This window comes from Roseibium aestuarii (assembly GCF_008477545.1).
In the GTDB taxonomy this organism is placed as follows: domain Bacteria; phylum Pseudomonadota; class Alphaproteobacteria; order Rhizobiales; family Stappiaceae; genus Roseibium; species Roseibium aestuarii.
In genome coordinates, this window is the sequence record NZ_VORA01000008.1 from 1 (window position 1) to 23,893 (window position 23,893).

Genomic DNA, 23,893 nt, shown 5'->3' on the forward strand with positions numbered 1-23,893 from the left:
AATCCATATAGAAGAATACCATCAGCCTCGCCAAAAGCGGGGCTGTCTTGCGTTTAGCCTTGGTGAAGGCAGCCCGTTCGGCTGGCGAAAGGTCCACCGGACCTTCCGCTCGTCCAGCCTCACCTCGTCAGGCTCAAAACCTGAAGGGTGAGGGCGAATAGACATTGATCCGGCGGATCAATGGCCGCCCGAACGGTTCAAATCCTGCTCCCGCAAACAAAATCACAAGCCTCGCCGAAACGCGGGGATTTTGCGTTTCTGGGACACGAAATGAGAAGCCCAGAAACCCAGCCTCAGAAAAACACCCCGCCCCAGTGGCGGGTTTTGCGTTTGAAGGACCTCGTTCGCAGGGGGGGAACGAAGGTCCTCGGCCCCATGCACTGAAATCGCCGGGCGAAGGATCACGGAACGGCACCGATCATTGATCCTTCACATGCGCGCTGCCGTAGAGAGACCAAAGGAGCGCATCATGGTGGCAGTGGTTATCGGGGCAAGTGGGGGTATCGGGGCGGCGTTGTTTGCCGCGCTGGAGGACCGGCTCGGCACCGGCGCCGTGATCGGGGTCTCCCGCAATGGTGCGCAGGGCCTCGGGTCCGATCCCTTTCCTGGTCTTGATCTGGAAAGGGAGGAAAGCATTGCGGCCTTCGCGAAGTCTCTGGAGCAGGCCCTTGACGGGCGTGCTCTGTCCCTCGTGATCAACGCCTGCGGCGCGCTGGAGGTGAGCAGAGCTTCTCGCTCGGGCGCCGGGACGACAGTCCATGGGCCCGAGAAGCGCCTGAAGGATCTGGAGCCGGCCTACTTCGACGCGCTCTTCCGGATCAATGCCATCGGTCCGGCGCTGCTGATCAAGCATCTGACCCCGCTGCTTCGGCGCCGGGCCAGGGCGGTGATGGTCCATCTGTCCGCGAGGGTCGGAAGCATCTCGGACAATGCTTTGGGCGGCTGGTATGCCTACCGCGCCTCCAAGGCGGCGCTGAACCAGATCGTCCGGACCGCCTCCATCGAGTTGAAACGCACGCACCCGCAGCTGGTTCTGGCCGCTCTGCATCCCGGAACCGTCGATACGGGCCTGTCCGGCGGCTTTCAGAAGACGGGGCTTGATGTGCAGACGCCGGACGAGGCCGCGACCCGTCTGCTGAGCGTGATTGACGGATTGCAACCGGACCAGACCGGCGGCTTCTTAGATCATATGGGGCGAACCATCCCCTGGTGAGGGACGTCCTGCTCGGTCACGGACGACGCGTCCTGTGCCGCTACGCTGTGACCAGCCCCACGTGGCTCAGCTGCGCCTGAAGCTGGTGCGCGCCCATGTCGTTGCCGGAGACCAGGGACGCGCCAAGGATGCGGCCGCGTGCCAAGAAGGCGGTGTCCTGGTCGAGGGTGATCACGTCACAGAAGGCCTGTGCCTTCGAGAGGTCCGACTCCTCGAAGGGCATGGGGTCCGCCGGTGACTTGCCGAGTGTCGTGGCGTTGACGAGGATCTCGCAGGGCTGCGGCGACGCCAGCACCTCGACCTCTGGCCAGTGATCCGCCACAAGGGCCCGAACCGCCGACAGCCGATCCAGGGCGATCTCCGTCAGGCTAAGAGCTGCGATCCCGGCTTCGGCGAGCGCGTCGACAATGGCCAATCCGGCGCCTCCGCCGGCCCCGGAGACATGCGCCGTACGACCGGCAATCTGCACGCCTCTGGCTTCCATCGCGCGGACCATGGCCATTCCGTCCGTCGCATCTCCCACCAGCTTGCCGGTCTCCTCGCGACGCACCGTGTTGAGCGCGCCAAGACGTCGGGCACGACCGGTCATGCTGTCGACCGCCTCGAAGGCTGCCTGCTTGTGGGGATAGGTGATCGAACAGCCGACCATGTTGGCGCTGCCTCGCAGCAGATCCCAGAAGGCAGGCAGGGCGGCAGGGGTGATGTCGAGGCCGATCATCACCGCATCGATCCGGTTCCGGAGAAAGAAGTCGTTGAAGGCGGGAGGGGAGAAGACCCCCGACACCGGGTGCCCGATGATCGGGAAGACACGGGTTGCCCCGGTGATCGGTCGATCCATTGTGCCGCTCGGCGTGGTGTTCATGTCCCGGTTCCTCTCTCGATGACCTTGACAGGTTTATAAAACGATCCGAAAAATATCCAACTTTTTTGGATTTGGGAGAGATCATGCTGTTCGGCAAGCGCCCCTCGGATGACGACACGGTGGTCGCGATGCTTGCGGCTGCCCTTCGTCGGGATATTGCCTTCGGCCATCTCCACCCTGATCAGAAGCTGAAGATCGAGGCGCTGCGCCAGCGCTACGGCGGGTCCAACCATTCCATGCGCGAGACCTTGCGGGTTCTGGCGGCCGAGGGGCTGGTCGAGGCGACCAGTCAGCGGGGCTTCCGGGTCATGTCGGCCACGGAGCAGGATCTCGACGACATTCTCTTCCTGCGGCTGGAGATCGAGCGGCTGGGCCTGTCCCGGTCGATGGCCGAGGCCACCGTTGCCTGGGAGGGCGCGGTGATGGCGGCCTTCCACGCCCAGCGTCACGCGGACAAGGTGGTGCAGGGCAGCCTTGACGATGCGGATGCGCTGGAATGGGACGAGGTCTGCCGCGTGACTTCGCTGACGCTCGTGCAGGGCAGCCGGTCGCCGCGTCTCATGGATCTTGCGGGCAAGCTGTTCAATCAGTCGCGCCGGTTCCGTCTGGCGCAGCTGCGCGAGGGACAGATCGATTTTGCCGCGCGGGATGCGCGGCACAAGGCGCTTTGCGACGCCATTCTCGCAAAAGACACGGCTCTGGCACTGGAGCTGCACGAAGAGACGGTCAGGTCGGATCTCGGACGGATCCGCCGATAGACCGCCAATCCTTAGGGAGGAAAGACCATGAATATCACTCGCCGCCATACCCTGGGCCTGCTGGGGGGCGCCGCCGCGCTCGGCCTCGCCATGCCCGCCATCGCGCAGAACCGCAAGACCGTTGTCGGGACCATGAGCCTGACCAGCCATGCGGCCAGCTTCATTGCGCTGGAGCGGGGCTATTTCGAGAAGGCCGGTCTGGATGTGGAGCTGAAGTTCTTCGAAGCGGCCCAGCCCATGGCCGTTGCCATAGCCAGCCGGGACGTGGACTTCGGCGTGACCGCCATTTCCGGCGGCCTGATCTCGCTGGCGCAGAAGGGTGCCGTGAAGGTGATCGGCGGTGCGCTTTCGGAGGAAAAGGGCATCGACGGCCAGCAGATCCTCGCGTCCGATGCGGCCTTCCAGGCCGGCCTGACGACCCCCGCAGGCCTGGCCGACAAGCGCTTCGGCATGACCACGGCCGGTTCCTCGTTCCACTACATGGGATCGAAGATCGCCGCAGCCGAAGGGGTGACGCCCCAGTTCGTGCCGCTGCAGAAGGTCGGTGCGGTGATCGGCGCGCTCAAGTCCGGGCAGATCGACGCCTGGTCCATCGTGCCGCATATCGCCAAGCCGCTGGCGGCCTCCGGTGCCGTGCACATCATCGGTAAGGTGGCCGACTATCTGCCGGACTATCAGGTGACGACGGTCTTCACGTCCTCCTCGAATGCCAGCGATGACAAGGGCCGGGTCGAAGCCTTCCTCAATGCCTTCTCCACCGGGGCGGCCGATTACAACGACACCATGGTGGACGGAAAGAAGGACGAGGCGGCAGTCGCCGAGATGGTCGATCTCATTCACAAGTACGTCTACACGGACGTGCCGCTGGAAAAGGCCTCCAAGTCCATCATCAACGGCTCCATGCGCCTCAATGCCAATGCGGCCCTGAACATGACCTCCGTGAAGGATCAGCTTGCCTGGTTCCAGTCGGAAGGTCTGGTGGACAGCAGCATCGCGATCGACACCCTCGTCGATCCGAGCTTTGTCGAGATCATCGGCGGCTGAGCCTGACACGCGCGGCGGCATCCCGGGATGTCGCCGCCCTTTTTCTGAAATGATCAGGGATCCTCATGGATATCCGACTAGAAGCCATCAGCCACCGCTATGGCGACACGGAAGTCCTGCGTGACATCACGCTCGACATTCCCTCCGGCAAGATCGTCTGTCTTGTCGGCCCCTCCGGGTGTGGCAAATCCACCCTGCTGCGCTTCGCGGGCGGGCTGGAACGGCCTCTAGCCGGCCGGGTGCTGCAGATCGGCGACGTTCCCGACGGCTGTCTCAATCCGCTCACCTATGTGTTCCAGGATTTCGCGCTTCTGCCCTGGCGCACGGTGCGGGGAAACATCTCGCTGGTTCTGGAAGATCATGGCATTCGCGGCGCGCGGGCCGAGGCGATCATTGCCGACGTGCTGGCACGCACCAAGCTGACGGATTTCGCCAGGGCGCTGCCCAAGCAGCTTTCCGGCGGCATGAAGCAGCGGGTGGCCATTGCCCGTGCGCTTGCGGTTTCGCCGGCGGTGATGCTGATGGACGAGCCGCTCTCCGCGCTGGACAGCCAGACCCGCGAGTTGCTGATGGATGATCTGGTGTCGCTGTGGACCCGGACGCCCTTCACGGCCGTCTATGTGACCCACAATCTGAACGAGGCCGTGCGGCTGGGGCACCGGGTGGTGGTTCTGTCCCGCCGGCCCGGCACGATCCGCGAAGTGGTCGAGATCGGCCGCCCCCTGAGCGAGCGTGGCTATGCGGATCCGGATCTGGAGCGCACCCAGAAGCACCTCTGGGACCTGATGCGCGAGGAGGCCCGAGCCGCCGACGAGGAGCTGATCGATGTCTGAGGTTTCTCTCACCGCCCGTTCGGCTGCTCCCGAGGGATCCGGCCGCGAAGTTCGCTTCCGCGGTGGCGGGTTCCAGCCGCGTGGCCGACGCTGGGTCGCGCCGGTGCTCTTCGTCCTGCTGATTGCAGGGGTCGAATGGGGCACGCGCACGGGCTTCATCTCGGCGCTGACCCTGCCAAAGCCGTCCGACGTGATGGCCACCCTGATCGATCTCTATTCCAGCGGCATGCTGTTCAAGCATCTCGGCCTGTCCCTGTCGCGACTGGCGGTCGGGGCCACTCTCGGGGCGCTCGTCGGCATCAGCGTGGGTGTGGCGATCGGGCTGTTTTCCTATGTGCGGGCGGGCCTCGTGCCGCTGATCGCGGCCCTGTTCCCCATCCCGAAGATTGCGCTTCTGCCGCTCTTCGTCATCTGGTTCGGGATCGACGAGGGGTCGAAATACGCGCTGATCGCCTTCGGCACCTTCACCCCCACGGTGGTCGCCACCTATGGGGCGGTCGACAACGTGGATCGGTCGCTCATCCGCATGGGGCAGAGCTTCGGCCTGTCGTGGATGTCCATCGTGCGCAAGATCGTGCTGCCGGGCGCCATGCCGGGCATCCTCTCCGGCCTGCGCATCAGCCTGGCCATTGCCATCATTCTTCTGGTGGCGGCAGAAATGCTCGGTGCCCAGTACGGCATCGGCGCCTACATTCTGGAAGCCGGGTCGCTCTATGATCTGGAGCGTCTCTTTGCCGGGGTGCTGATCCTGTCACTGCTGGGCGTGATCCTCAGCGCGGTGATCGGCATGATTGAACGGCATCTGCTGGGGTGGCGCACATGAGCCGCAAGCCGGAAGCCGATTATGACGTGATCGTTGCCGGCGGCGGGGCCGCCGGCGTGGGGGCAGCCCTTGGCGCGGCACGCGCCGGGGCCAAGACCCTGCTCGTGGAGAAATACGGATTTCTCGGCGGGGCGGCGACCAGTTCCAACGTGCTGGCCTATTGCGGGTTCTTCCAGCAGGGGCCGGAGCCGATCAAGGCCGTCGGCGGTGTGGCCGATCTGGTGCTCGACGAGCTGCGCGGTCTGGGCCTGAACTGCGATCCGTTCAAATCGCCGACCACGGCCAACTGGATCATCCTGCTGGAACCGGAAGCGGTGAAGCTGGCGCTCGACCGGGTGCTGGCCGCCCACGGGGTCGACGTGCTGCTGCACACGCGGGTCGCGGCCGTCACCCGAACGGCGGACCGGCTGGAATCCGTGACGCTGGCCGGCATGGACGGCCGGCGGCGCATCGCGGCGGAGGCCTTCGTGGATGCGACGGGGGATGCCAATCTGGCGCTTCTGACCGGGCTTGCCTGCCGCACGGGCGACGAGAATGGCCATCTTCAGGCGATTTCCGCACCGATCCGGGTCGGCGGGCGCAACCCGACTGTGCCCATCGACCGGGCCGCGATCATCGCGGCCTTCGAGAGCTACAACAAGACGGGCGACTGGCCGACGGCGCGCCCCGATGGCGGCATCTTCACGGAGGTGCCGCTCACCGGCGAGATGTGGTGGATGATGTTCGATCATCCGCTGAAGGATCTGAGTTCGCGCAGCTTCACCGAGGCGGAGCAGGCGGCCCGCGCGGCGGCTCACGACTATGTGCAGGTGCTGCGCAAGCACGTGCCGGGTTTTGAGCATGCCTATCTGGCCCAGACCGGACCGCAGATCGGCATCCGCGAGAGCCGGCATCCGCCCGCGCGTTACGAACTGACCGGAGAGGATCTCCTCACCGGGCGGCAGCGGCCGGACGGGGTGGCCCGGGCCGCCTGGCCCATCGAGGATCACTCGGTGCCGGGCAAGCCGGTCTACAAGCCCATCGGAGGGGCAGGTTACGCGGATATTCCGCTCGACTGCCTGCGCGCCAAGGGGCTCGAGAACCTGTGCTATGCCGGCCGGGTCATCGGGGCAGACAGCGCCGCCTATGCCTCGATCCGGGTCATGGGCACGGCCTTTGCCACCGGTGAGGCCGCAGGGCGTCACGCGGCCACCTGCTAGGCGGAAACGCCAGACGGCAGCCTTGCATCAAAAAACCCCGGTCGCTCGCGCGGCCGGGGTCTTGTCGTTTCGGGGCGCTGTTGCGGTGTCTCGCGGCGCTTAACGTTCCGGGGTCCAGAGACGGTTCAGGTCAAAGGCGTGAACGTCCTTCAGCAGGTCGATGAAGCCGGTTGCGGCATGGTCTAGTGAGAGCTTGCCCTTGTCGGCGGAGGCGTTGGCGGCGTTGCCGAGAGCGCCCTTCTTGCCCAGATCCTGCGCCTTCCAGCCGAACTGCTGGGCGCCATGACCGCGCAGATACTTGAACTCCTTCATGAAGTCCTGCTGGGCGGAGGTAAAGTCCTCGGCCAGCTCCATGCGGACCAGCTCCGGGTGAAGGTGGAGCATGATGGAGGTTTCCACGTCGCCACCATGGATGCCATAGGTGAATTCGTCCGCCGGGAAGAGGTTTTCCGGCTGGCCGAAACGGGCCCAGGCCGTGGCGGTGACCAGCATCTCGTGCTTCACGCGAAGCTCGCGGGCGACGATGTCGATGATCGGCACGTTGCCGCCGTGGGAGTTGATGAGCACCAGCTTGCGGATGCCGGCGCGGCGCACGCTTTCGCCGATCTCGATCCAGGCCTGGGTCAGGGTGTCCCAGGAGAGGGTCAGGGTGCCGGGCGAGGAGATGTGCTCGTTGGACTTGCCGATGGCCTGGGTCGGCAGGAAGGTGACCGGCAGATCGTCGGGCAGAAGCTCAAGCACCCGGTTGACCTGGCCGTTGGCAATGGCCGTGTCGGTGTAGACCGGCAGATGCGGTCCATGCTGCTCGATGGCGGCCACGGGCAGAACGGCGATCCAGTCGGCGACATTCGGGGCCTGGAAGTCGAGGGTGGTCATCTCGTGCCAGAAGCGCCGGGGAAGTGCAGTCATTTCAACCTCTTGGGATATGAAAACCTGAAGCCTGCGCAGCGGGGGAAGGGCCCGCGGCGGGGCAGGATCTGGTCAGACCATACCCATCGGCGCGGTCGGCGTCAGGCTTAAAATGTCGGCAACCTGCACGACTTCATGGCGAGCCCGGTCCGTCTGCACGCCTGCCGCAGCCATGCTCACGCATTTCTGATCGGATGTCTTAAGCCGCGTTAACTTGCCGCTAGGGGAGTTTCGGCACGATCAGGGCATGATCGGCACTCTGTCCGCCTCTTCGGCTGCTGCGAGCCTCTTCGTCCCGGTCGCCCCATTTCAGGGCGAAACGCGGGTCGATACGGTGCGCGCGGTCACCGGTCGGAGCGGCGAGGAGCGTGGCGAGCGGGGTGAAAGCCGGGCAGAAGAACGCCGCGAGGGAGAAGCCTCCGTTGCGCCCCGCGCGGCCGGGACCACGCGCAGCCTCACGGCCCTGCGGCTCGATGCAGTTCTGGCCCTTCAGCAGGATACGGGCGAACAGACTTCAGAAACCTCTCCGCAAGCGACGTCTCAGTCCGCGGCTGGCGGCGAGGGGGAAGCCGATCCGGGCAAGACCCGGCCTGTTGATGCTCCTGCCAACGCTGGCGGACAGCAGGCCGGCGCCAGCGAGGCGAGTGGCGAAGACGAAGGCGACACCAGCGGCGATGGCCTGAGCCAGGAAGAAGAGAAGCAGGTGCGCGAGCTGGCGGCCCGGGACCGGGAGGTGCGCGCGCATGAACAGGCGCATGCCCGTGTCGGCGGAAACTATGCCGGGGCGCCGAGCTACACCTATCAGCAGGGGCCGGATGGCAAGCGCTACGCGATCGGCGGCGAAGTGGCCATCGACACCTCGTCCGAGCGTACGCCGGAAGCGACCATCCGCAAGATGCAGATCGTCATCCGAGCGGCCACGGCCCCTGCGGAGCCGTCCTCGCAGGATCTGAAGGTGGCGCAGCAGGCCCGCGCGGCCCTGTCGGAGGCGCAGGCGCAGGCCAGGCAGGAACAGGCGGCCGAGCTGAGCGGAGACGACGAGGACGGAGAGGCAGCCCCGAGTGCATCGGCATCCGGCGGTGGCGAGGGCGCGACCCGGTCCGGTGACGGCGAGCGGAATGGGGCGGAGGGTGCCCGCAGCGATGCCGGTTTGCGCGAACAGGCCTTTGCCGCCTATCGCGGCCCCTCTTCCAGCGCAGAGACCAGCACCTTCGGGCTTGTCGCCTGAGCCGAGGCTGTCACCGGAATGGATTGCCGTCCTTGCCCGGTGCAGGCGAACGCTCTAGTGTCGGCCGCACGTCGTGATCACATGCTCCCACCCGTTCGGGTGTCCGTTTCAAGCCTCAGGCACGAGACGTTGCGGGCCCAACCTCCAGACTGGTTTCATGTCCAACCTCCGTGCAAAGCGCGCCGTGGGCGCCGTCTTCTTTGTCTTCGGCACCGATATCGGCGCATGGGCCTCGCGCATCCCGGACTTCAAGGTCATTCTCGGCGTTGAGGAAGGGCCTCTGGGGCTGATGCTGCTGGCGGTCGCCTTCGGCGCGTTGAGCGGCTTCCCGCTGGCCGGCTATCTGGTGGACCGCTTCGGCGCCGTGACCATTGCCCGCTGTTATGCGGTGGCCCTGCTGCTGGCCTTTCTGTCCCTGCCGTTCGGGGCGGTTTATGCACCGGTCTTCGTCGTGCTTCTCTATATTCTCGGCATGGTGATCGGGTCGCTCGATGTGGCGATGAATGCCTGGGGTGCGGAGGTCGAGAAGGCGCTCGGCAAGCCGGTCATGTCGTCCTATCACGGGCTCTACAGCCTCGGGGCCATGGTGGGCGCCGGAGCGGGCAGCATCGCGCTGTCGCTCGGCCTCTCCGTGGTCGAGCATTATCTGATCTGGGCCGGCCTGCTGGTGCTTCCCGTCACCTATGCGCTGATGACCCCCTGGGCTTCCACCCGCTCCCAGGCAGCCGGGTCGCGGCCGCCGATCTTCGCCTTCCCCAAGGGGGTGCTGATCTTCGTCGGGCTGATGTGCCTTGCGGGCGGGCTTGGCGAGGGCGCGGTCACAGACTGGGCGGCGCTCTACCAGATCCAGGAGCTGGGCTACAGCGAGTCGCTCGCGGCGATGACCTTTGCGGTCTATTCGGCGGCGATGGTGGTGATGCGGTTCTCTGGCGACCGGCTGACGGCGCGGTTCGGGCCGGCGCGCATCGCCCGGGTCTGTGGCATTGCCACGCTGGTCGGGGCCATTCTCGTCGTCTGGGCACCCCACCTGAGCGTCGTCTGGATCGGCGTGGCCATCCTCGGCATCGGCAACGCGCCCATGTTCCCCCTGGCCATCTCGCGGGCGGCGGCGGAGCCGACCATGTCGACCGGGGCGGCGATTGCCAGTGTGGTGACGCTCGGCTACGGAGCGTTTCTCTTCGGTCCGCCGCTTCTGGGCTTCATCGGAGAGCATTGGTCCCTGCGCATGGCGTTTGCCTTCGTGGCCTGCACATCGCTGATCATCATCGCCTTCGCGAAGCACTTCCGGATTGCGCCGAAGGCCTAGCGGGTCTCGATGCGATTGGCGGCTGCCGTCAGGCCGAGACCTGCGACCATGAGGCCGACCGCAAGACCGAGGGAGAGCTGGTAGACGCCACTGGTTTCCACCAGCCAGCCGGTCACGGCAGGTCCGAGGATCTGGCCGATGCCATAGAGCAGGGTCATGCGGGCCATGCCGGCGCCGGGGTTCTGCGGCATCTTCAGTCCGGTCAGCATGAGCGACAGGGATACGACCGCCATGAAGCTGGCGCCGAAAAGCAGGGCCGAGAGGAAGGGCAGAACGGGGCCTGCCGGCAGCGCATAGCCCAGCAACGCGAGGGTCTGGCCGATCTGGCAGAGCAGAAGCACCTTCTGCAGCCCGAAGCGGCGGGCGGCGACCGAGCCGAAGATCGCGCCGAACGAGGTGGACAGCCCGAGCAGGATCCAGATGATCACGGCCGCGTCATTCGAGCCGATCAGCCCCTTGAGAATGTCGACGCTGAAGGTCGCGCCCACTGCATAGCCCCATCCTGCGGTGAAATAACCGGCGGCAAAAAGCCAGAACCAGGTGCGGGTCGCGGGCACGTGGCCGCTGTTGGTCTGTCCGGCCACGCGACGGGCCTCGCCGTCGGGCGCGGGCGTCAGGATCCAGGCAAGCGGCAAAAGCAGCACGGCGAGCGCGCCGAGAATGAGCCACTGCCGTTCCCACGCCATGGTGTGGCCGAGCAGCAGGGCCACCACGCCGGACAGGCAGATGCCGATGCCGAGCCCGACATAATGCGGTCCGAGATCCGGGCGCAGCTTGTGACGGGTCAGCCAGATGAGGATGAATTCGGCGGCGAGCAGCATGCCGGCCGCGCCCGCAAACCCTGCGGCAAAGCGGGAAAGGCCCCAGAGCCAGGGACTGTCGGTCAGGCCCATGCCGAAGGTTCCGGCCACGGCGAGCAGCAGTCCGCAGCGGAAGAGGGCGAGCCGCAGGGCACCGTTCTTCAGGACCGACAGGATCATCGCCCCCAGCAGATAGCCCACATAGATCAGGGCGCCGAGAAGGCCGCTGAGCCGCGCGTCGAGGACACCCTGATCCTGCATCACGGTGAGCATGGGGGTGTAGGCGAAGCGCGCAATGCCGATGGTCAGAAGCTGGGTGGCGATGCCGCCCGCATAGGTTCTGATCACCAGCGCCCGGGCGGGCGGAAGGGACGACTGGGTCATGGGCAAAACCCTATCAGCAGCGCCCTTCGCGCCGCTATGGACAAAAAGGCGAAACGGTTGTGCGCGTTGCGGATCCGCCTCAGGAGGCGGCGCCGGCCGGGGTCTGGTCGTCCGTCCGCGCTGGGTCGCCCCGGCGCAGCCAGTGGTGCACGAAACCGAGCTTCTCCCGCACACCGGGCGCGAGGATGAAGGGATAGACATCCGGCAGATCCATTGCCCGGTTCACGTGGTTCAGCGCAAGGCTGATGTGAATGGCGAGGGTCAGCAGATGGTCCGCATCGCTCTCCGCATAGGCGTCATAGCCTGCAGGCGGGCCCTCGGGCAGGGCCAGTCCGGTGGCGGCCACACTGTCGAGAAGATCGGTGAGGTGCAGCAGATGGGCCGTGGTTTCCGCCCAGTCTTCATGGGGGTGAGACGTGGCGTAGGAGGTGATGTGGCTGTCGTCCGCCGGTCGGGGATTTGCGTAATGCTGCTCCAGGGCGGCGGCATAATCCGCGCGCTCGTCGCCGAAGGATTGCCGGAAGGCCGCGGCGAAGGCGCCCTCCTGCATCAGGCGCTTGTGAAGGAAATGGGCCATCTCGTGCCGCATGTGACCGAGCATGGTGCGGTAAAGCTCCCCCAGGGTCTCGCGGCGCTCGGCCCGGGTTGCCTCGCTCGCCTCCGTCACGTTGATGGTGATGAGCCCTTCCGCGTGGCCCATGACGACCTGCGCCTCACCTTGGCGCGTCTGTTCGGACAGCATTTCAAACGTCGGGCGCGGTCCCGGATCGGCGCGGGTGAACCATCCCCAGCGGGCGAGGTTCGCCAGCATCCAGCGCTTGGCGGCTTCCGTGGTCGCCCAGAGCTCGGTGTTCTCGGCGGTCGCCAGATCGGGGACCGTGCGGGTCATGGCGCAGGAGCGGCACAGGCCGTCCTGCTCGGCCGGCCAGTTGCAGGCGATGGTCTTGTGATTGGCGCAAGGGGCTGCGCCGGTGATCATCTGCTGACTGTCGGGATCGAAGGTCACAGCCTGTCCGCAGGCGCAGCGCGTGTTCTCGAAATAAAGGGTGCCGCCGCAGGCGGGGCAGGAAAAGATCTGCATCTCGGGTCTCCCGGTGGGACGTCTCGGGACGCAAACCTGCAGCCGTGCGGCGGGTTCCGTCTGGGTGGAGCGGCGGACGGGGGCTCCGGTCGCCGCTGATCCTCTGGTGTGTCTTCTAGAGGCTTTCCAGGAAGCGGCGGGCGGCCTGGCCGTGCTCGTGGCGCAGGCGGCCCACATCGACGCCGACCGGCATTCCGTCCTCGACGGTCCAGTCACCACCGATCATCACCCGGTCGGCCGAATGGGCGCCGCAGAGCACCAGCGCGGCGATCGGGTCGCCCGCGCCGGAGAAGCGCAATTCGTCCAGGGTGAAGAAGGCCATGTCGGCCATCATGCCGACGCGGATCGCGCCGATGTCCGAGCGGCCGAGGCAGCGGGCAGAGCCTTCGGTGGCCCAGCGGAAGGCGTCGAAATGGGTTACGCTGGCCGCATCATAAGTGAGGCGGTTGATCATCAGCGCGTGACGGACCCCTTCGATCAGGTTGGAGTTGTCGTTGGAGGCCGAGCCGTCCACCCCGAGCCCGACAGGGGAGCCTGCGGCCTCCAGCTCCTTGGTGCGGCACTGGCCGGAGGCGAGCACCATGTTGGAGGTCGGGCAGTGACAGACGCCGACGCAGGCATGGCCGAGGCGACGGACCTCGTCGTCGTTGAAATGGATGCCGTGAGCGAGCCACACCCGTTCGTTCAGCCAGCCGCAATCCTCGAGATAATCGACCGGACGGCAGTTGAACTTCTCGAGGCAGTAGTCGTCCTCGTCGAGGGTTTCGCCCAGATGGGTGTGGAGGCGGCAGTCAAAGCGGTCGGCAAGGGCGACGGTCTCGCGCATCAGCCGCTTGGTCACGGTGAAGGGGGCGCAAGGGGCCAGCGCCACCTGCAGCTTCGAGCCCTTCGACGTGTCGTGATACTTGCCGAGCACCCGCTCGCAGTCGGCCAGGATCGTGTCCTCGTCCTGCACCACGGTGTCGGGCGGCAGGCCGCCGTCCTTCTGGCTCAGGTTCATGGAGCCCCGGTTCAGGGTCATGCGCAGGCCGACGCGCGCGGCCTCCTCGGCCTGGATGTCCATGGCATCCTCGAGCCCGAGGGGGAAGAGATAGTGATGGTCGGAGGCGGTGGTGCAGCCGGACATCATCAGCTCGGTCATGGCCAGACGGGAGCCGAGACGGAAGGTCTCCGGCGTCACGTTGCGCGCCCAGATGGGATAGAGCGCCTGAAGCCAGGGGAAGAGTTCCTTGTTGATCGCCTGCGGATGGGCGCGGGTGAGCGTCTGGAAAAAGTGGTGGTGGGTGTTGATCAGTCCGGGAATGATCACGTGCCGCGAGGCATCCCATGTCTGGTCGACGGGCAGGAGGGGCTCGCGCCCGGAGCCGACCAGCTCCACGATGATGCCGTCCTCGACGACGATGCCCCGTTCCGCCCCTTCGGCGAGAACGGCGATGGGGTCTTTGATCCAGAGACGCATGCGAACGGGTCCTTGTTGTGGACCTGCCGGCTTAGATAGCGGCGCGATGCAATCGGCCACCCGAGTTCCATGCAGGGATAGAAGCGAGACGGGCCCGGCCGTGCCAGAAAGGCGAGGGGCCGGGCAGGAGCACTGTGGCCGCGCGTGACCGGCGCGGCAAGAGGAGAAAGTTGCCTGAAGGGCGGTGGGTCAGGGCGCGCGCGCCGCGATGACCTCGACCTCGACGACGAATTCCTCGCGGGTGAAGCCGGAAACGATCATCAGGGTGGAGGCGGGGGGCGGCGCGCCGGTGAACTCGTCACGCACCTTCATGTAGCCGGCCATGTGTTCGCGGCCGGTGACATAGGCGTTGATGCGCACCAGGTCGGAAAATTCCATTCCGGCCGCCGCGAGGATCTCGCCGATGTTGCGGAAGCAGATCCGGGCCTGGGCCTCGACCCCTTCGGGGATGGTCTCGTCGGCGGCAATGCCGAGCTGGCCAGAGGTGAAGACGAGGCGATGACCGGCGGGCACTTCCATCCCGTGGCTGTAACGGGCGAAGGGGGCGCGGATCGTCTCGGGCAGGAGAGCTTTCGTCATGGGAACTCACCACAGAGATTGGGTGACCATTGGGTAGCGCGGATCGACTGGGGCGGACAAGCAGGCGGCTGCGCAAGCTTGCGCCAGTTTGTCGAAGCGTCATGCGTAATTTTTAGGCATGACGCTGAACTGCGCGGCTGGCGATCTTGCTCCCGCCGTGCCTTGGTTCATGCGGCGTCGACCGTCAGGCCGGATTGACGTGGCGTTCGCAATCATTTGGTTGCAAGGCGGTTGTGTTCTTTTCGTCTTGGCACGGGGTTTGCAAAACACTCTGGGCGTGATTGCCTGATCCGCTCCCAGGGCCTGTGGAGGCACAGCGGCAGAGCACAAGACCGGCGCGTGCGGTGTTTCCTGCAGCGATGTCTGCGGGGTGCGTGCACGGTCGCGAATGACAGGAGAGGTTGGACAATATGCGCGCTTCCATGACTTTCGGACTTCTGGCCGCAGCTCTGATGACCACCACCAGCGCCCATGCGCTGGACAAGGTTAAGTTCGGCACCAACTGGCTGGCTCAGGCCGAGCACGGCGGCTACTACCAGGCTGTCGCCGACGGCACCTACGAAAAATACGGCCTCGAAGTCGAGATCGTGCAGGGTGGCCCGCAGGCCGCCAACCGCGCGCTCCTTCTGGCTGGCAAGATCGATTTCTACATGGCCGGCAACATGCTGCAGCCGCTGAACGCCCTGGCCGAAGACATTCCGGTGATTGAAGTCGCCGCCATCTTTCAGAAGGACCCGCAGGTCCTGATCGCTCATCCGGATGCGGGCGTCGAAACCTTCGAAGACCTGGCCAAGCTGCCGACGCTCTTCATGGGCAAGGACGGCTTTGCCTCCTACTTCCAGTGGATGAAGTCGGCCTATGAAGGCTTCAAGGACGAGCAGTACAAGCCCTATACCTTCAACCCGGGTCCGTTCCTTGCCGACAAGCAGTCTGCACAGCAGGGCTACATCACGTCCGAGCCCTATGCGATCAAGGAAGAAGGCGGTATCGAGCCGAAGCTCTTCCTTCTCGCCGATGCCGGCTTCGAGACCTATTCGACCCTTATCGAGGGGCGCAAGGACTTCGTCGAAGCCAACAAGGACCTGACCCAGCGCTTCGTCGATGCCACCATCGAGGGCTGGTACAACTACCTCTATGGCGACAACGCTGCCGCCAACGAGCTGATCAAGAAGGACAACCCGGAGATGACCGACGGTCAGATCGCCTTCTCCGTGGAGACCATGAAGTCCTTCGGTCTGGTGGATTCCGGCGATGCGCTGGAAAAGGGCATCGGCTGCATGACCGACGAGCACCAGAAGGGCTTCTACGACGCCATGGTGAAGGCCGGCGTCGTCAAGGAAGGCATCGACATCTCCACCATCTACACGACCGAGTTCGTGTGCAAGGGTGTGGGCATGGGCATCAAGGGCTGATCTGCCAGTCCTTCCTGTCCTGAACGTCCCGTTCTGCTAGCATGGATGTCCGGCGGCTCTTGCGCCGCCGGGCTCTCCATCCTTGCGTGCGGACCGGACCTGCATCCGGCCGGCTTCCTGGCCTAAAACGGAGCCTTTCTCGTGACCATTGATCCGGCGCAAGCCGTTTCCTCCGATGCCCATGCGTCCGCGTCCCGGCCGCTGGTGTCTCTGCGTGGCATTTCCAAGGTGTTCTCCAACGGCACGACCGCCCTGCAGAACATGAGCATGGATATCCGCCAGGGCGAGTTCATCAGCCTGCTCGGTCCCTCCGGCTGCGGCAAGTCCACGGTGCTGCGCATCATCGCAGGCCTCGGCGACCCGAGCAGCGGCACCATCGAGTGGCCGACCTCGAACCATGATGCCAGCGGCAAGGCGCTGCCGGAAATCAGCTTCGTCTTCCAGGAGCCGACGCTGATGCCCTGGGCGACCGTGTTCAACAACGTCTGGCTGCCCCTGCGTCTCAAGGGCATCTCGAAGCAGGCGGCGCGGGATCGGGTGCTCGAGGCGCTGGAGATGGTGGGGCTGGAGAAATTCGCCGAGGCCTATCCGCGCGAGCTGTCTGGCGGCATGAAGATGCGCGTCTCCATCGCCCGGGCTCTGGTGACCCGGCCAAAGCTGCTGCTGATGGATGAGCCCTTCGCCGCCCTGGACGAGATCACTCGCTTCAAGCTCAACAACGACCTGCTGCACCTGTGGGAGAAGTTCGGCTGGACGGTGATCTTCGTGACCCATTCGGTCTTCGAGAGCGTCTACCTGTCCAATCGCATCGTGGTCATGGCGGCCCGTCCGGGACGGGTGGTCAATGACATGGCGGTCGACGCGCCCTATCCGCGCGACGAGGATTTCCGCACCTCCTCGATCTACAACGATTATTGCAAGGATGCCTCTCTGGCCCTGCATTCTGCCATGGGGGCGAATGATCACCTATGAGCACCGTGACACCCGCAACGGCCGCTTCCGCCGAGAGCGCTCATGCGCCGGCGGAGCTCGACGAACCGGCGCCCGTCTTCGTGGCCCGGGACAGCCGCACCGAGCAGATCGTCAAGATCCTCATTCCCACCGTCATGCTGGCCGCGCTGGTGGCTCTCTGGGCCTGGTATGTGAAGGCCTATGAGGTGCCCCATTACATTCTGCCAAGCCCCTGGCGGGTGGCGGAATCCCTCATCAAGGACTGGGGCACCCTGTCTGCCGCCCTGCTGATCACCCTGAAGATCACCTTCACGGCGTTGGGCATGGCGCTTGTCGGGGGCGTCGGGCTTGCCATTCTCATGTCCCAGTCGCGCTGGGTGGAGCTGGCGCTCTATCCCTATGCGGTCATCCTGCAGGTGACGCCGATCGTGGCCATCGCGCCGCTGATCCTGATCTATGCGCCGACGACCCAGTCAGCGCTTCTCATCTGCGCCTGGCTCGTGGCCTTCTTCCCGGTGCTGTCCAACACCACGCAGGGGCTGAAGTCGACGGATCACAACCTGCTCAACCTCTTCGAGATGTATGGCGCGAACCGCTGGCAGACGCTCATCCATCTGAAGCTGCCGAGCGCCCTGCCGTATTTCCTGGCCGGTCTGCGCATTGCGGGTGGGCTGGCGCTCATCGCGGCGGTCGTCGCCGAGTTCGCGGCAGGGTCGGCCGGGGCCCAGTCGGGCCTCGCCTACCGTCTGCTGGAGAGCCAGTTCCGTCTGAACATTCCGCGCCTCTTCGCGGCCCTGATCCTGCTGTCGGTGACGGGTGTCATCATCTTTGCCATGACCAGCGTCGTGTCCCATCTGCTCCTGCGCAAGTGGCACGAGAGCGCGCTGAAGCGGGAGAACTGAGCCATGCAAGGCGTCCTGGCCCAGGCCGCACACGGCGACCTGCTTCTTCTCAACGGCACGGTACCGGGCTGTCTCGTCGATGGTGCCGCGCTCGGCATCGCAGCCGATGCGCTCGGTCGGGTGGACCTGCTTGTGCGGGACGGGCGGATCGCCGCTCTTGCTTCCGCCGGTTCGGGCCTGAGTGCGATGGATCTGCCCGTGCATGATCTGGACGGCGGCATGATCCTGCCGACCCTTGTTGATGTGCATACGCATCTGGACAAGGGGCATATCCTGCCCCGGCGTCCCAATCCGGATGGCACCTTCGGCGGCGCGCTGGGCGCGGTGGGAGCGGACCGGATCGCCTCCTGGACCGCCGGGGACGTGCGGGCGCGCATGGATTTTGCCCTGCGCTGCGCTTATGCCCACGGCACCAGCCATATCCGGACCCATATCGACAGCCTGCCGCCCCAGGACGAGATCTCCTGGCCGGTCTTCGAAGAGATCCGGGCCGACTGGGCCGACCGGATCGTGCTGCAGGGCTCCTGTCTCTTCGGGGTCGACCGGCTGGTGGAAGATCCGGGCTTCGTGGACAGCATCGCCGACCGGGTCGCGGCTGCCGGGGGTGTGCTCGGGGCGGTCACTTACATGGTGCCCGGGCTGGATGGTCTGCTTGACCTCATCGTGCGGGCGGCCATGGAGCGGGGTCTCGATCTCGACTTCCACGTGGACGAGACCAAGGATCCGGAAGCCCGGTCCTTCGAGGCGATTGCCCGGGCCGTGCTGCGCAACGGGTTCTCCGGCAAGGTGACCTGCGGTCATTGCTGCTCTCTGGCCCGGCAGGGCGCGGACGAGGCGGACCGGACCATGGATCTGGTGGCGCAGGCGGGCATCGGCGTCGTGTCCCTGCCCATGTGCAACATGTATCTGCAGGACCGGGAAGCCGGCCGCACGCCGCGCTGGCGGGGCGTCACGCTGCTGCACGAGCTGAAGGCGCGGGGCGTGCCCGTCGCCGTGGCCTCCGACAACACGCGGGATCCCTTCTATGCCTATGGCGATCTCGACGTGCTGGAGGTCTACATCCAGGCCACCCGCATTCTTCAGCTCGACCATCCGGTCGGCGACTGGATCACCTCCGTGACGACGCAGCCGGCCTCCATGATGGGGCTGAACGCAGGGCGTCTGACGGTCGGTGGACCGGCCGATCTCCTTCTCTTTTCCCTGCGCAACTGGGGCGAGCTGCTGGCACGGCCACGTGCGGCCCGCACGGTCCTGCGCAAGGGCCACAGCATTTCCCAGACCTTGCCCGATTACCGGGAGCTGGACCCTCTCATGACAGGAAGTGGAGCTGCAGCATGAGTGCGCTCGAGGCATTGAAGAAGGATCTGGACGGTCTCCAGATCGAGGACAATCCGCAGATCGTGAAGCAGAAGAGCCGCGACTTCTTCTGGTATTCGCCGGTGCTGAAAGGCCAGCTTGATCATGTGACCGGCGATCTGGTCGTCACGCCGAAGTCGGAAGCCGAGCTCATCCAGGTGCTCAAGGCCTGCTATGCCCACGACATTCCGGTGACCACCCGCGGCACGGGCACGGGCAATTATGGCCAGGCCATGCCGCTGGCGGGGGGCGTCGTGCTTTCCATGACCGCCATGGACCGGGTCAAGGAAATCCGTCCGGGTGTCGTGGTGGCGGAAGCCGGTGCCATCGTCTCCAAGATCGACGAGGCGACGCGGGCCCATTCGGGGCAGGAGCTGCGGCTGCATCCCTCCACCGCGCGCACGGCGACCATCGGCGGCTTCATCGCCGGCGGTTCCGGTGGCGTCGGTTCCATCAACTGGGGTGGCCTGCGCGACCTGGGCAACGTGATCCGGCTTCGGGTTCTGACCATGGAAGCCGAGCCGAAGGTCCTGGAAATGACCGGCGAGGACCTGCACAAGGTCATGCATGCCTATGGCACCAACGGCATCATCACCGAGGTGGAGATGCCGCTGACGGCAGCCTATGACTGGGTTGATGTGCTGGTCGGCTTCGACGACTTCATGGATGCGGCCGTCTTCGGCGATGCGCTGGGCAATCAGGACGGTCTGCTGGTGAAGGAGATCGCGCCGATCGCCGCCCCCCTGCCGCACGACTATTTCCTGCGGCACCAGAAGTTCATCCGCAAGGACCAGTCGGTGGTCGTGTGCATGGTTGCACCCTTCGCCATGGATGCCTTCGCCGCCTTCACCCGCCGCTTCAAGGCCGCCGAGATGCTCTACCGCTCGGACATGGCCTCCGAAGCCGATCTCAAGAGCCTGCCGCCGGCCTATGAGCTTGCCTGGAACCACACGACCCTGCGTGGTCTGAGGGTCGATCCGTCGATCACCTATCTGCAGGTGCTCTATCCCTTCCCGACCCAGATCGAGGGCGTGCGGCGTATGACCGAGCTTCTCGGCGACGAGGTGCCGGGGCATCTGGAATTCGTGCGCTTCGACGGCAAGATCACGTGCTTCGGCCTTCCGATCGTGCGCTACACCACCGAGGAACGGCTGAACGAGATCATCCGCCTGCACGAGGACAATGGCTGCCCGATCTTCAACCCTCACCGCTACACGCTGGAAGAGGGCGGAATGAAGCAGACCGACGCGGTGCAGCTGGCGTTCAAGCGGGAAGCGGATCCCAAGGGTCTTCTCAATCCGGGCAAGATGATTGCCTGGGAGAACCCGGATTTCGACTTCTCTTCCAACAAGCTGTTCCTGTTCCCGGGCCTGCACCGGGACTGATCATCCGACCCGGTTCGAGGGACCTGAAGGCCGCCCGGCTCGAGAAATCGAGCGGGCCGTCCCTTCCGCATGTCCGCAGAGCCGCGTTTGAAAGGAGACCGTGATGCGTGTTCTGGTTCTCTATGCCCATCCGGTGGAAACGAGTTTTAATGCGGCCCTGCACCGGGAGGTCGTGAGCTGCCTGACCGCCGCAGGCCATGAGGTCGATGATCTCGATCTCTATGCGGAGGATTTCGATCCGCGTCTGACCCGCGAGGAGCGTCTGGGCTACCACGATCTGGAGACCAACCAGACGCCGGTGGCGGACTATGTGCGCCGGGTGCAGGCAGCCGAGGCGCTGGTGATCTGCACGCCGGTGTGGAACTTCGGGCATCCCGCCATTCTCAAGGGCTTCTTCGATCGGGTGTTCCTGCCCGGCGTGTCCTTCAAGATGGTCGACGGCAAGGTGCGCCCCAGCCTGCACAACATTCGCAAGCTGGCGGTGGTCACCACCTATGGCGGCGCCCGCTATCGGGCCCTGCTCATGGGCGATCCGCCGCGCCGGATCGCCAAGCGCGTGCTGCGGGCCATCATCAAGCCCGCCGCACCGGTCCATTATCACGCTCTCTACGACATGAACCGGGTCACCGAGGGCCAGCGCGCCGCCTTCCTCGCCCGGGTCGGCAAAGCCATGACGGATTTCTGATGAAGACACTGGTCGTCTATTGCCATCCTTGCGAGGAAAGCTTCAACGCCAGCCTGCGTGACACGGTGCTCGAGACCCTGCGCGACGCGGGCCATGCGATCCGGGTGCGCGATCTCTATGGCGAGGCATTCCAGCCCGTCATGAGTGCCGCCGAGCGCCGGGGCTATCACGACGAGTTCGACAACGTGCAGCCGGTGAAGGACCACGTGGAGGACATCCTGTGGTGCGAGAGCCTGATCTTCGTCTATCCGACCTGGTGGTACGGGTTGCCGGCCATGCTGAAGGGCTGGCTCGACCGGGTGTGGGTGCCGCACGTGACGTTCGAGATGCCCTCGGAAACCCGGAGTGCCCGGCCGAAGATGCAGCACATCCGCAAGCTCGGGGTGGTGACGACCTGCGGCGCCTCGTGGTGGCTGTCCAAGGTGATCGGCGAACCGGGGCGCAAGACCCTGCTGCGCGGCATGCGCACCCTGTGCCATCCGGCCTGCAAGACGCTCTACATGGCTCACTACAAGATGGACAGCTCGACACCCCAAAGCCGGGAAACTTATCTGGCCAAGGTTCGGCAGCGCCTGAAAAGCTTCTAGAAAGTGCCACGATGGCCGTCACTGTCATTTGACGGTTAAATAACGTCCCTAAGGTCCGGCCGAGAGAATCGGTCCGGCTGACCGATGGTGCAACGCAATCGCGGGACGTGACCAATGGCTTTCAACTACAAGAAGAGCGCAACTTTCCGGCTGACCCAGGCCTCCAAGGCCATGCGGGCGCGCTCGGGAGCTCACCTGATGCGGATCGGTCTGCATCCGGGGCAGGAACTTGTCCTGAAAGTGCTGGCGGAAACCGACGGCCGCACCATGAGCCAGCTCGCTCTGGCCCTCGGGGTGCAGCCGCCCACCGTGACCAAGATGGTCACCCGTCTCTCCGCGCAGGGCTATCTGCGCCGCCAGGTCTCCGACAGCGACGGGCGTCTCGCCCGAGTCTATCTGACCGATGAAGGGCGCGGTCTGGTCGAGGGCGTGGACAAGGCGTGGAAGCGGCTGGAGCGGGAAGCGATGGCCGGTCTGGACGACAAGGACCGCAAGAAGCTGCGCAAGCTGCTGCGTCAGGTGGAGAAGAACCTGAACCTCTCGGTGGATCCGGACGAAGACGACGCCGAAGCGGAAGCCGAAGAGGCCTCGACCGTGACGACGGTCTCCGGTGATGCGGCTGGTGACGTTGCGGGCGAAGCTCCCGCAGAGGGGGCTGCTGCGGCCGACGAGGACGCCCGGCGCGACGAGGCGGATCTGCTGCCTGCCTGATCGGCCGAGAGCGCTCAGGCCAGACCCGCAGCGTGGGTGAGAAGACCGGCCACGCAGCCCAGTCCCATGAGGGTGAAGAGCCCCGCGCGTGTGGCAAAGGCCAGCACGAGCGCGGCCAGGGTGAGCATTGCCAGCACCGGATCCAGGCTTGCCGGATCCGGCAGGGGAACTGTCACGGGCCCGACGCCTCTCTCGTCGATCGTGGCGAAGAGGGTGTGCAGGGCGAACCACAGGCTCAGATTGAGGATTGTGCCGGCCACGGCGGCGCGAATGCCGGCCAGCATGCGCCGGGGCCCGGCCATGCCGCGCAGCCGCTCCATGAAGGGAGCCCCCAGCAGCACGAAGAGAAAACTCGGCGCGAAGGTCACCCAGGTGGTGACAAGGGCCGCCATGAGGCCGCCTGCCAGGGGGGAGAGCGGTGCGGGATTGTTCCAGCCCGCGAGAAAGCCGACAAACTGGGTGACGAGGATCAGCGGTCCCGGCGTGGTTTCGGCGAGCGCGAGCCCGTCCAGCATCTGTCCGGCGGTCAGCCAACCGAGCGTGTCGACCGCAGACTGCGCGAGGTAACTCAGCAGGGCATAGGCGCCGCCGAAGCTGACCAGCGCCAAACCGGAAAAGACGGCGCTGATATCCAGGAGAACATTGTCGCGCCCGAGGATCAGAAGCGCGATCACGATCGGTGCCGCCCAGGCAAGGAGCCCCACACTCAGGATCCGGCGCCATGGGTGCGGCACGGGCGGGGCCGTGCTCCCGACAGGATCCGAAGAGGATGAGGACGCATCAGGGCTCTTCAGCAGATATCCGATCAGACCGGCCGCGATGACCACCAGCGGAAATGGCGCGCCGAAGAGGAAGAGGGCGACAAAGGCCGCCCCGGCCAGCCCCTTGAGGCCGGGACCGGCGAGGGCCGAGCGCGACAGGTTCCAGAGGGCGCGCAGGACGATCGCCAGAATGCTGGCCTTGAGGCCATAGAAGACGGCCTCGATGGCGGGCACCTGACCGAACAGGACATAGATGCAGCTGACGGCTGCCATCAGCAGGGCGCCGGGCAGAATGAAGAGCCCTCCCGCGATCAGGCCTCCGCGCAAGCCGCCGACCAGCCATCCGCAATAGGTGGCGAGTTGCTGGGCCTCCGGCCCCGGCAGGAGCATGCAGAAGCCGAGGGCGTGCTGGAACCGGTCATTGTCGAGCCAGCGTCTCCGGGTGACGAATTCCTCGTGCATGAGGGCGATCTGGCCTGCCGGTCCGCCGAAGGAGAGGAGCCCGATCTTCAGCCCGGCGCGGGCGAGGTCGGTGAGGCCGGTCCGGGGCAGGGCATGGGCAGACCCGGGCGGGCTCTGGTCATCTGACATGAGGGGATCGGTCCCGGTCTGGGGAGAAGCTCGTTGGTTCGCCCCAAGCGGTATCGGGAAAGCGTGAAAGGAGC

Annotated in this window: 23 protein-coding genes; 16 read left to right on the forward strand and 7 right to left on the reverse strand. The window is 65.5% G+C overall.

Going from position 1 to position 23,893, the window contains the following annotated elements:
- The first annotated feature begins 469 nt into the window (after positions 1–469).
- Positions 470–1,213: an SDR family oxidoreductase gene (locus FR728_RS18015; protein ID WP_208998914.1), complete on the forward strand. Its 744-nt coding sequence runs from the start codon at positions 470–472 to the stop codon at positions 1,211–1,213.
- A 40-nt stretch (positions 1,214–1,253) separates the two neighbouring features.
- Here FR728_RS18015 and FR728_RS18020 read toward each other — a convergent pair whose 3' ends face one another.
- Positions 1,254–2,075 (reverse strand): shikimate dehydrogenase family protein, encoded by an 822-nt coding sequence (locus FR728_RS18020; RefSeq protein ID WP_149894159.1) that lies wholly within the window; start codon positions 2,073–2,075, stop codon positions 1,254–1,256.
- 83 nt (positions 2,076–2,158) lie between these two features.
- On the opposite strand from FR728_RS18020, the gene FR728_RS18025 reads away from it, so the two are divergent.
- The 5 genes from FR728_RS18025 (at position 2,159) to FR728_RS18045 (ending at position 6,732) form a co-directional block, all read left to right on the forward strand.
- Positions 2,159–2,833 (forward strand): GntR family transcriptional regulator, encoded by a 675-nt coding sequence (locus FR728_RS18025; protein WP_149894160.1) that lies wholly within the window; start codon positions 2,159–2,161, stop codon positions 2,831–2,833.
- Between the two features lie 27 nt (positions 2,834–2,860).
- Complete coding sequence (locus tag FR728_RS18030; RefSeq protein ID WP_149894161.1) at positions 2,861–3,877, forward strand: ABC transporter substrate-binding protein; 1,017 nt, start codon at positions 2,861–2,863, stop codon at positions 3,875–3,877.
- A 65-nt stretch (positions 3,878–3,942) separates the two neighbouring features.
- On the forward strand, positions 3,943–4,710 hold the full coding sequence (locus tag FR728_RS18035) for an ABC transporter ATP-binding protein (RefSeq protein WP_149894162.1): 768 nt from the start codon (positions 3,943–3,945) through the stop codon (positions 4,708–4,710).
- Positions 4,703–5,533 (forward strand): ABC transporter permease, encoded by an 831-nt coding sequence (locus FR728_RS18040; RefSeq protein ID WP_149894163.1) that lies wholly within the window; start codon positions 4,703–4,705, stop codon positions 5,531–5,533. The genes FR728_RS18035 and FR728_RS18040 overlap by 8 nt, the downstream gene beginning before the upstream one ends.
- Complete coding sequence (locus tag FR728_RS18045) at positions 5,530–6,732, forward strand: FAD-dependent oxidoreductase (RefSeq protein WP_149894164.1); 1,203 nt, start codon at positions 5,530–5,532, stop codon at positions 6,730–6,732. The genes FR728_RS18040 and FR728_RS18045 overlap by 4 nt, the downstream gene beginning before the upstream one ends.
- 99 nt (positions 6,733–6,831) lie before the next feature.
- Here FR728_RS18045 and FR728_RS18050 read toward each other — a convergent pair whose 3' ends face one another.
- Positions 6,832–7,641, reverse strand: a complete 810-nt coding sequence (locus tag FR728_RS18050) for a creatininase family protein (protein ID WP_149894165.1) — start codon at positions 7,639–7,641, stop codon at positions 6,832–6,834.
- A 247-nt stretch (positions 7,642–7,888) separates the two neighbouring features.
- Here FR728_RS18050 and FR728_RS18055 point away from each other — a divergent pair, with 247 nt between their 5' ends.
- Entirely contained in the window at positions 7,889–8,869 is a 981-nt protein-coding gene (locus FR728_RS18055; protein ID WP_149894166.1) for a putative metalloprotease CJM1_0395 family protein, read from the forward strand.
- A 157-nt stretch (positions 8,870–9,026) separates the two neighbouring features.
- Positions 9,027–10,175: an MFS transporter gene (locus tag FR728_RS18060; protein ID WP_149894167.1), complete on the forward strand. Its 1,149-nt coding sequence runs from the start codon at positions 9,027–9,029 to the stop codon at positions 10,173–10,175.
- Here FR728_RS18060 and FR728_RS18065 read toward each other — a convergent pair.
- From FR728_RS18065 to FR728_RS18080, 4 genes are all read right to left on the reverse strand, one after another.
- Positions 10,172–11,359, reverse strand: coding sequence for a YbfB/YjiJ family MFS transporter (locus FR728_RS18065; RefSeq protein WP_188318951.1), 1,188 nt, complete (start codon positions 11,357–11,359; stop codon positions 10,172–10,174). The two genes, FR728_RS18060 and FR728_RS18065, sit on opposite strands and share 4 nt — an antisense overlap.
- A gap of 79 nt (positions 11,360–11,438) precedes the next feature.
- A complete protein-coding gene (locus FR728_RS18070; protein ID WP_149894169.1) occupies positions 11,439–12,440 on the reverse strand; it encodes a zinc-binding metallopeptidase family protein in 1,002 nt (333 codons plus the stop codon).
- Positions 12,441–12,555: 115 nt separating this feature from the next.
- On the reverse strand, positions 12,556–13,899 hold the full coding sequence (locus FR728_RS18075) for an 8-oxoguanine deaminase (protein ID WP_149894170.1): 1,344 nt from the start codon (positions 13,897–13,899) through the stop codon (positions 12,556–12,558).
- A gap of 189 nt (positions 13,900–14,088) precedes the next feature.
- The gene (locus FR728_RS18080; protein WP_149894171.1) at positions 14,089–14,478 is read right to left on the reverse strand and encodes a RidA family protein; all 390 of its coding nucleotides are present in this window, start codon (positions 14,476–14,478) and stop codon (positions 14,089–14,091) included.
- Positions 14,479–14,888: 410 nt separating this feature from the next.
- Between FR728_RS18080 and FR728_RS18085 the strand changes: the two genes are divergently transcribed.
- The 8 genes from FR728_RS18085 to FR728_RS18120 all read left to right on the forward strand — a co-directional run bounded on the left by FR728_RS18085 (position 14,889) and on the right by FR728_RS18120 (position 22,467).
- Positions 14,889–15,890 carry an ABC transporter substrate-binding protein gene (locus FR728_RS18085; protein WP_244304744.1) on the forward strand — a complete coding sequence of 334 codons (1,002 nt, stop codon included), beginning with the start codon at positions 14,889–14,891 and terminating at the stop codon, positions 15,888–15,890.
- Positions 15,891–16,037: 147 nt separating this feature from the next.
- Complete coding sequence (locus FR728_RS18090; RefSeq protein WP_149894250.1) at positions 16,038–16,862, forward strand: ABC transporter ATP-binding protein; 825 nt, start codon at positions 16,038–16,040, stop codon at positions 16,860–16,862.
- Positions 16,859–17,743: an ABC transporter permease gene (locus tag FR728_RS18095; protein ID WP_149894172.1), complete on the forward strand. Its 885-nt coding sequence runs from the start codon at positions 16,859–16,861 to the stop codon at positions 17,741–17,743. The genes FR728_RS18090 and FR728_RS18095 overlap by 4 nt, the downstream gene beginning before the upstream one ends.
- A gap of 3 nt (positions 17,744–17,746) precedes the next feature.
- The gene (locus FR728_RS18100; RefSeq protein ID WP_149894173.1) at positions 17,747–19,081 is read left to right on the forward strand and encodes a cytosine deaminase; all 1,335 of its coding nucleotides are present in this window, start codon (positions 17,747–17,749) and stop codon (positions 19,079–19,081) included.
- A complete protein-coding gene (locus FR728_RS18105; RefSeq protein WP_149894174.1) occupies positions 19,078–20,484 on the forward strand; it encodes an FAD-binding oxidoreductase in 1,407 nt (468 codons plus the stop codon). Before FR728_RS18100 ends, FR728_RS18105 begins: the two co-directional genes overlap by 4 nt.
- Positions 20,485–20,587: 103 nt before the next feature.
- The gene (locus FR728_RS18110) at positions 20,588–21,169 is read left to right on the forward strand and encodes an NAD(P)H-dependent oxidoreductase (protein WP_149894175.1); all 582 of its coding nucleotides are present in this window, start codon (positions 20,588–20,590) and stop codon (positions 21,167–21,169) included.
- A complete protein-coding gene (locus FR728_RS18115) occupies positions 21,169–21,756 on the forward strand; it encodes an NAD(P)H-dependent oxidoreductase (RefSeq protein WP_149894176.1) in 588 nt (195 codons plus the stop codon). Before FR728_RS18110 ends, FR728_RS18115 begins: the two co-directional genes overlap by 1 nt.
- 114 nt (positions 21,757–21,870) lie before the next feature.
- The gene (locus FR728_RS18120; RefSeq protein WP_149894177.1) at positions 21,871–22,467 is read left to right on the forward strand and encodes a MarR family winged helix-turn-helix transcriptional regulator; all 597 of its coding nucleotides are present in this window, start codon (positions 21,871–21,873) and stop codon (positions 22,465–22,467) included.
- A 14-nt stretch (positions 22,468–22,481) separates the two neighbouring features.
- Here the strand turns inward: FR728_RS18120 and chrA are convergent, their stop codons facing one another.
- Positions 22,482–23,819, reverse strand: coding sequence for a chromate efflux transporter (gene chrA / locus FR728_RS18125; RefSeq protein ID WP_188318952.1), 1,338 nt, complete (start codon positions 23,817–23,819; stop codon positions 22,482–22,484).
- Positions 23,820–23,893: the final 74 nt, after the last annotated feature.

Bases quoted from the DNA above. Each gene is read 5' to 3' on its own strand.
- FR728_RS18115 (WP_149894176.1), top strand. From the start codon at position 21,169: ATGAAGACACTGGTCGTCTATTGCCATCCTTGCGAGGAAAGCTTCAAC.
- chrA (WP_188318952.1), bottom strand. From the start codon at position 23,819: ATGTCAGATGACCAGAGCCCGCCCGGGTCTGCCCATGCCCTGCCCCGG.
- FR728_RS18070 (WP_149894169.1), bottom strand. From the start codon at position 12,440: ATGCAGATCTTTTCCTGCCCCGCCTGCGGCGGCACCCTTTATTTCGAG.
- FR728_RS18055 (WP_149894166.1), top strand. From the start codon at position 7,889: ATGATCGGCACTCTGTCCGCCTCTTCGGCTGCTGCGAGCCTCTTCGTC.
- FR728_RS18030 (WP_149894161.1), top strand. From the start codon at position 2,861: ATGAATATCACTCGCCGCCATACCCTGGGCCTGCTGGGGGGCGCCGCC.
- FR728_RS18100 (WP_149894173.1), top strand. From the start codon at position 17,747: ATGCAAGGCGTCCTGGCCCAGGCCGCACACGGCGACCTGCTTCTTCTC.
- FR728_RS18060 (WP_149894167.1), top strand. From the start codon at position 9,027: ATGTCCAACCTCCGTGCAAAGCGCGCCGTGGGCGCCGTCTTCTTTGTC.
- FR728_RS18075 (WP_149894170.1), bottom strand. From the start codon at position 13,899: ATGCGTCTCTGGATCAAAGACCCCATCGCCGTTCTCGCCGAAGGGGCG.
- FR728_RS18040 (WP_149894163.1), top strand. From the start codon at position 4,703: ATGTCTGAGGTTTCTCTCACCGCCCGTTCGGCTGCTCCCGAGGGATCC.
- FR728_RS18035 (WP_149894162.1), top strand. From the start codon at position 3,943: ATGGATATCCGACTAGAAGCCATCAGCCACCGCTATGGCGACACGGAA.
- FR728_RS18065 (WP_188318951.1), bottom strand. From the start codon at position 11,359: ATGACCCAGTCGTCCCTTCCGCCCGCCCGGGCGCTGGTGATCAGAACC.
- FR728_RS18110 (WP_149894175.1), top strand. From the start codon at position 20,588: ATGCGTGTTCTGGTTCTCTATGCCCATCCGGTGGAAACGAGTTTTAAT.
- FR728_RS18050 (WP_149894165.1), bottom strand. From the start codon at position 7,641: ATGACTGCACTTCCCCGGCGCTTCTGGCACGAGATGACCACCCTCGAC.
- FR728_RS18025 (WP_149894160.1), top strand. From the start codon at position 2,159: ATGCTGTTCGGCAAGCGCCCCTCGGATGACGACACGGTGGTCGCGATG.
- FR728_RS18015 (WP_208998914.1), top strand. From the start codon at position 470: ATGGTGGCAGTGGTTATCGGGGCAAGTGGGGGTATCGGGGCGGCGTTG.
- FR728_RS18120 (WP_149894177.1), top strand. From the start codon at position 21,871: ATGGCTTTCAACTACAAGAAGAGCGCAACTTTCCGGCTGACCCAGGCC.
- FR728_RS18105 (WP_149894174.1), top strand. From the start codon at position 19,078: ATGAGTGCGCTCGAGGCATTGAAGAAGGATCTGGACGGTCTCCAGATC.
- FR728_RS18085 (WP_244304744.1), top strand. From the start codon at position 14,889: ATGCGCGCTTCCATGACTTTCGGACTTCTGGCCGCAGCTCTGATGACC.
- FR728_RS18020 (WP_149894159.1), bottom strand. From the start codon at position 2,075: ATGAACACCACGCCGAGCGGCACAATGGATCGACCGATCACCGGGGCA.
- FR728_RS18080 (WP_149894171.1), bottom strand. From the start codon at position 14,478: ATGACGAAAGCTCTCCTGCCCGAGACGATCCGCGCCCCCTTCGCCCGT.
- FR728_RS18095 (WP_149894172.1), top strand. From the start codon at position 16,859: ATGAGCACCGTGACACCCGCAACGGCCGCTTCCGCCGAGAGCGCTCAT.
- FR728_RS18045 (WP_149894164.1), top strand. From the start codon at position 5,530: ATGAGCCGCAAGCCGGAAGCCGATTATGACGTGATCGTTGCCGGCGGC.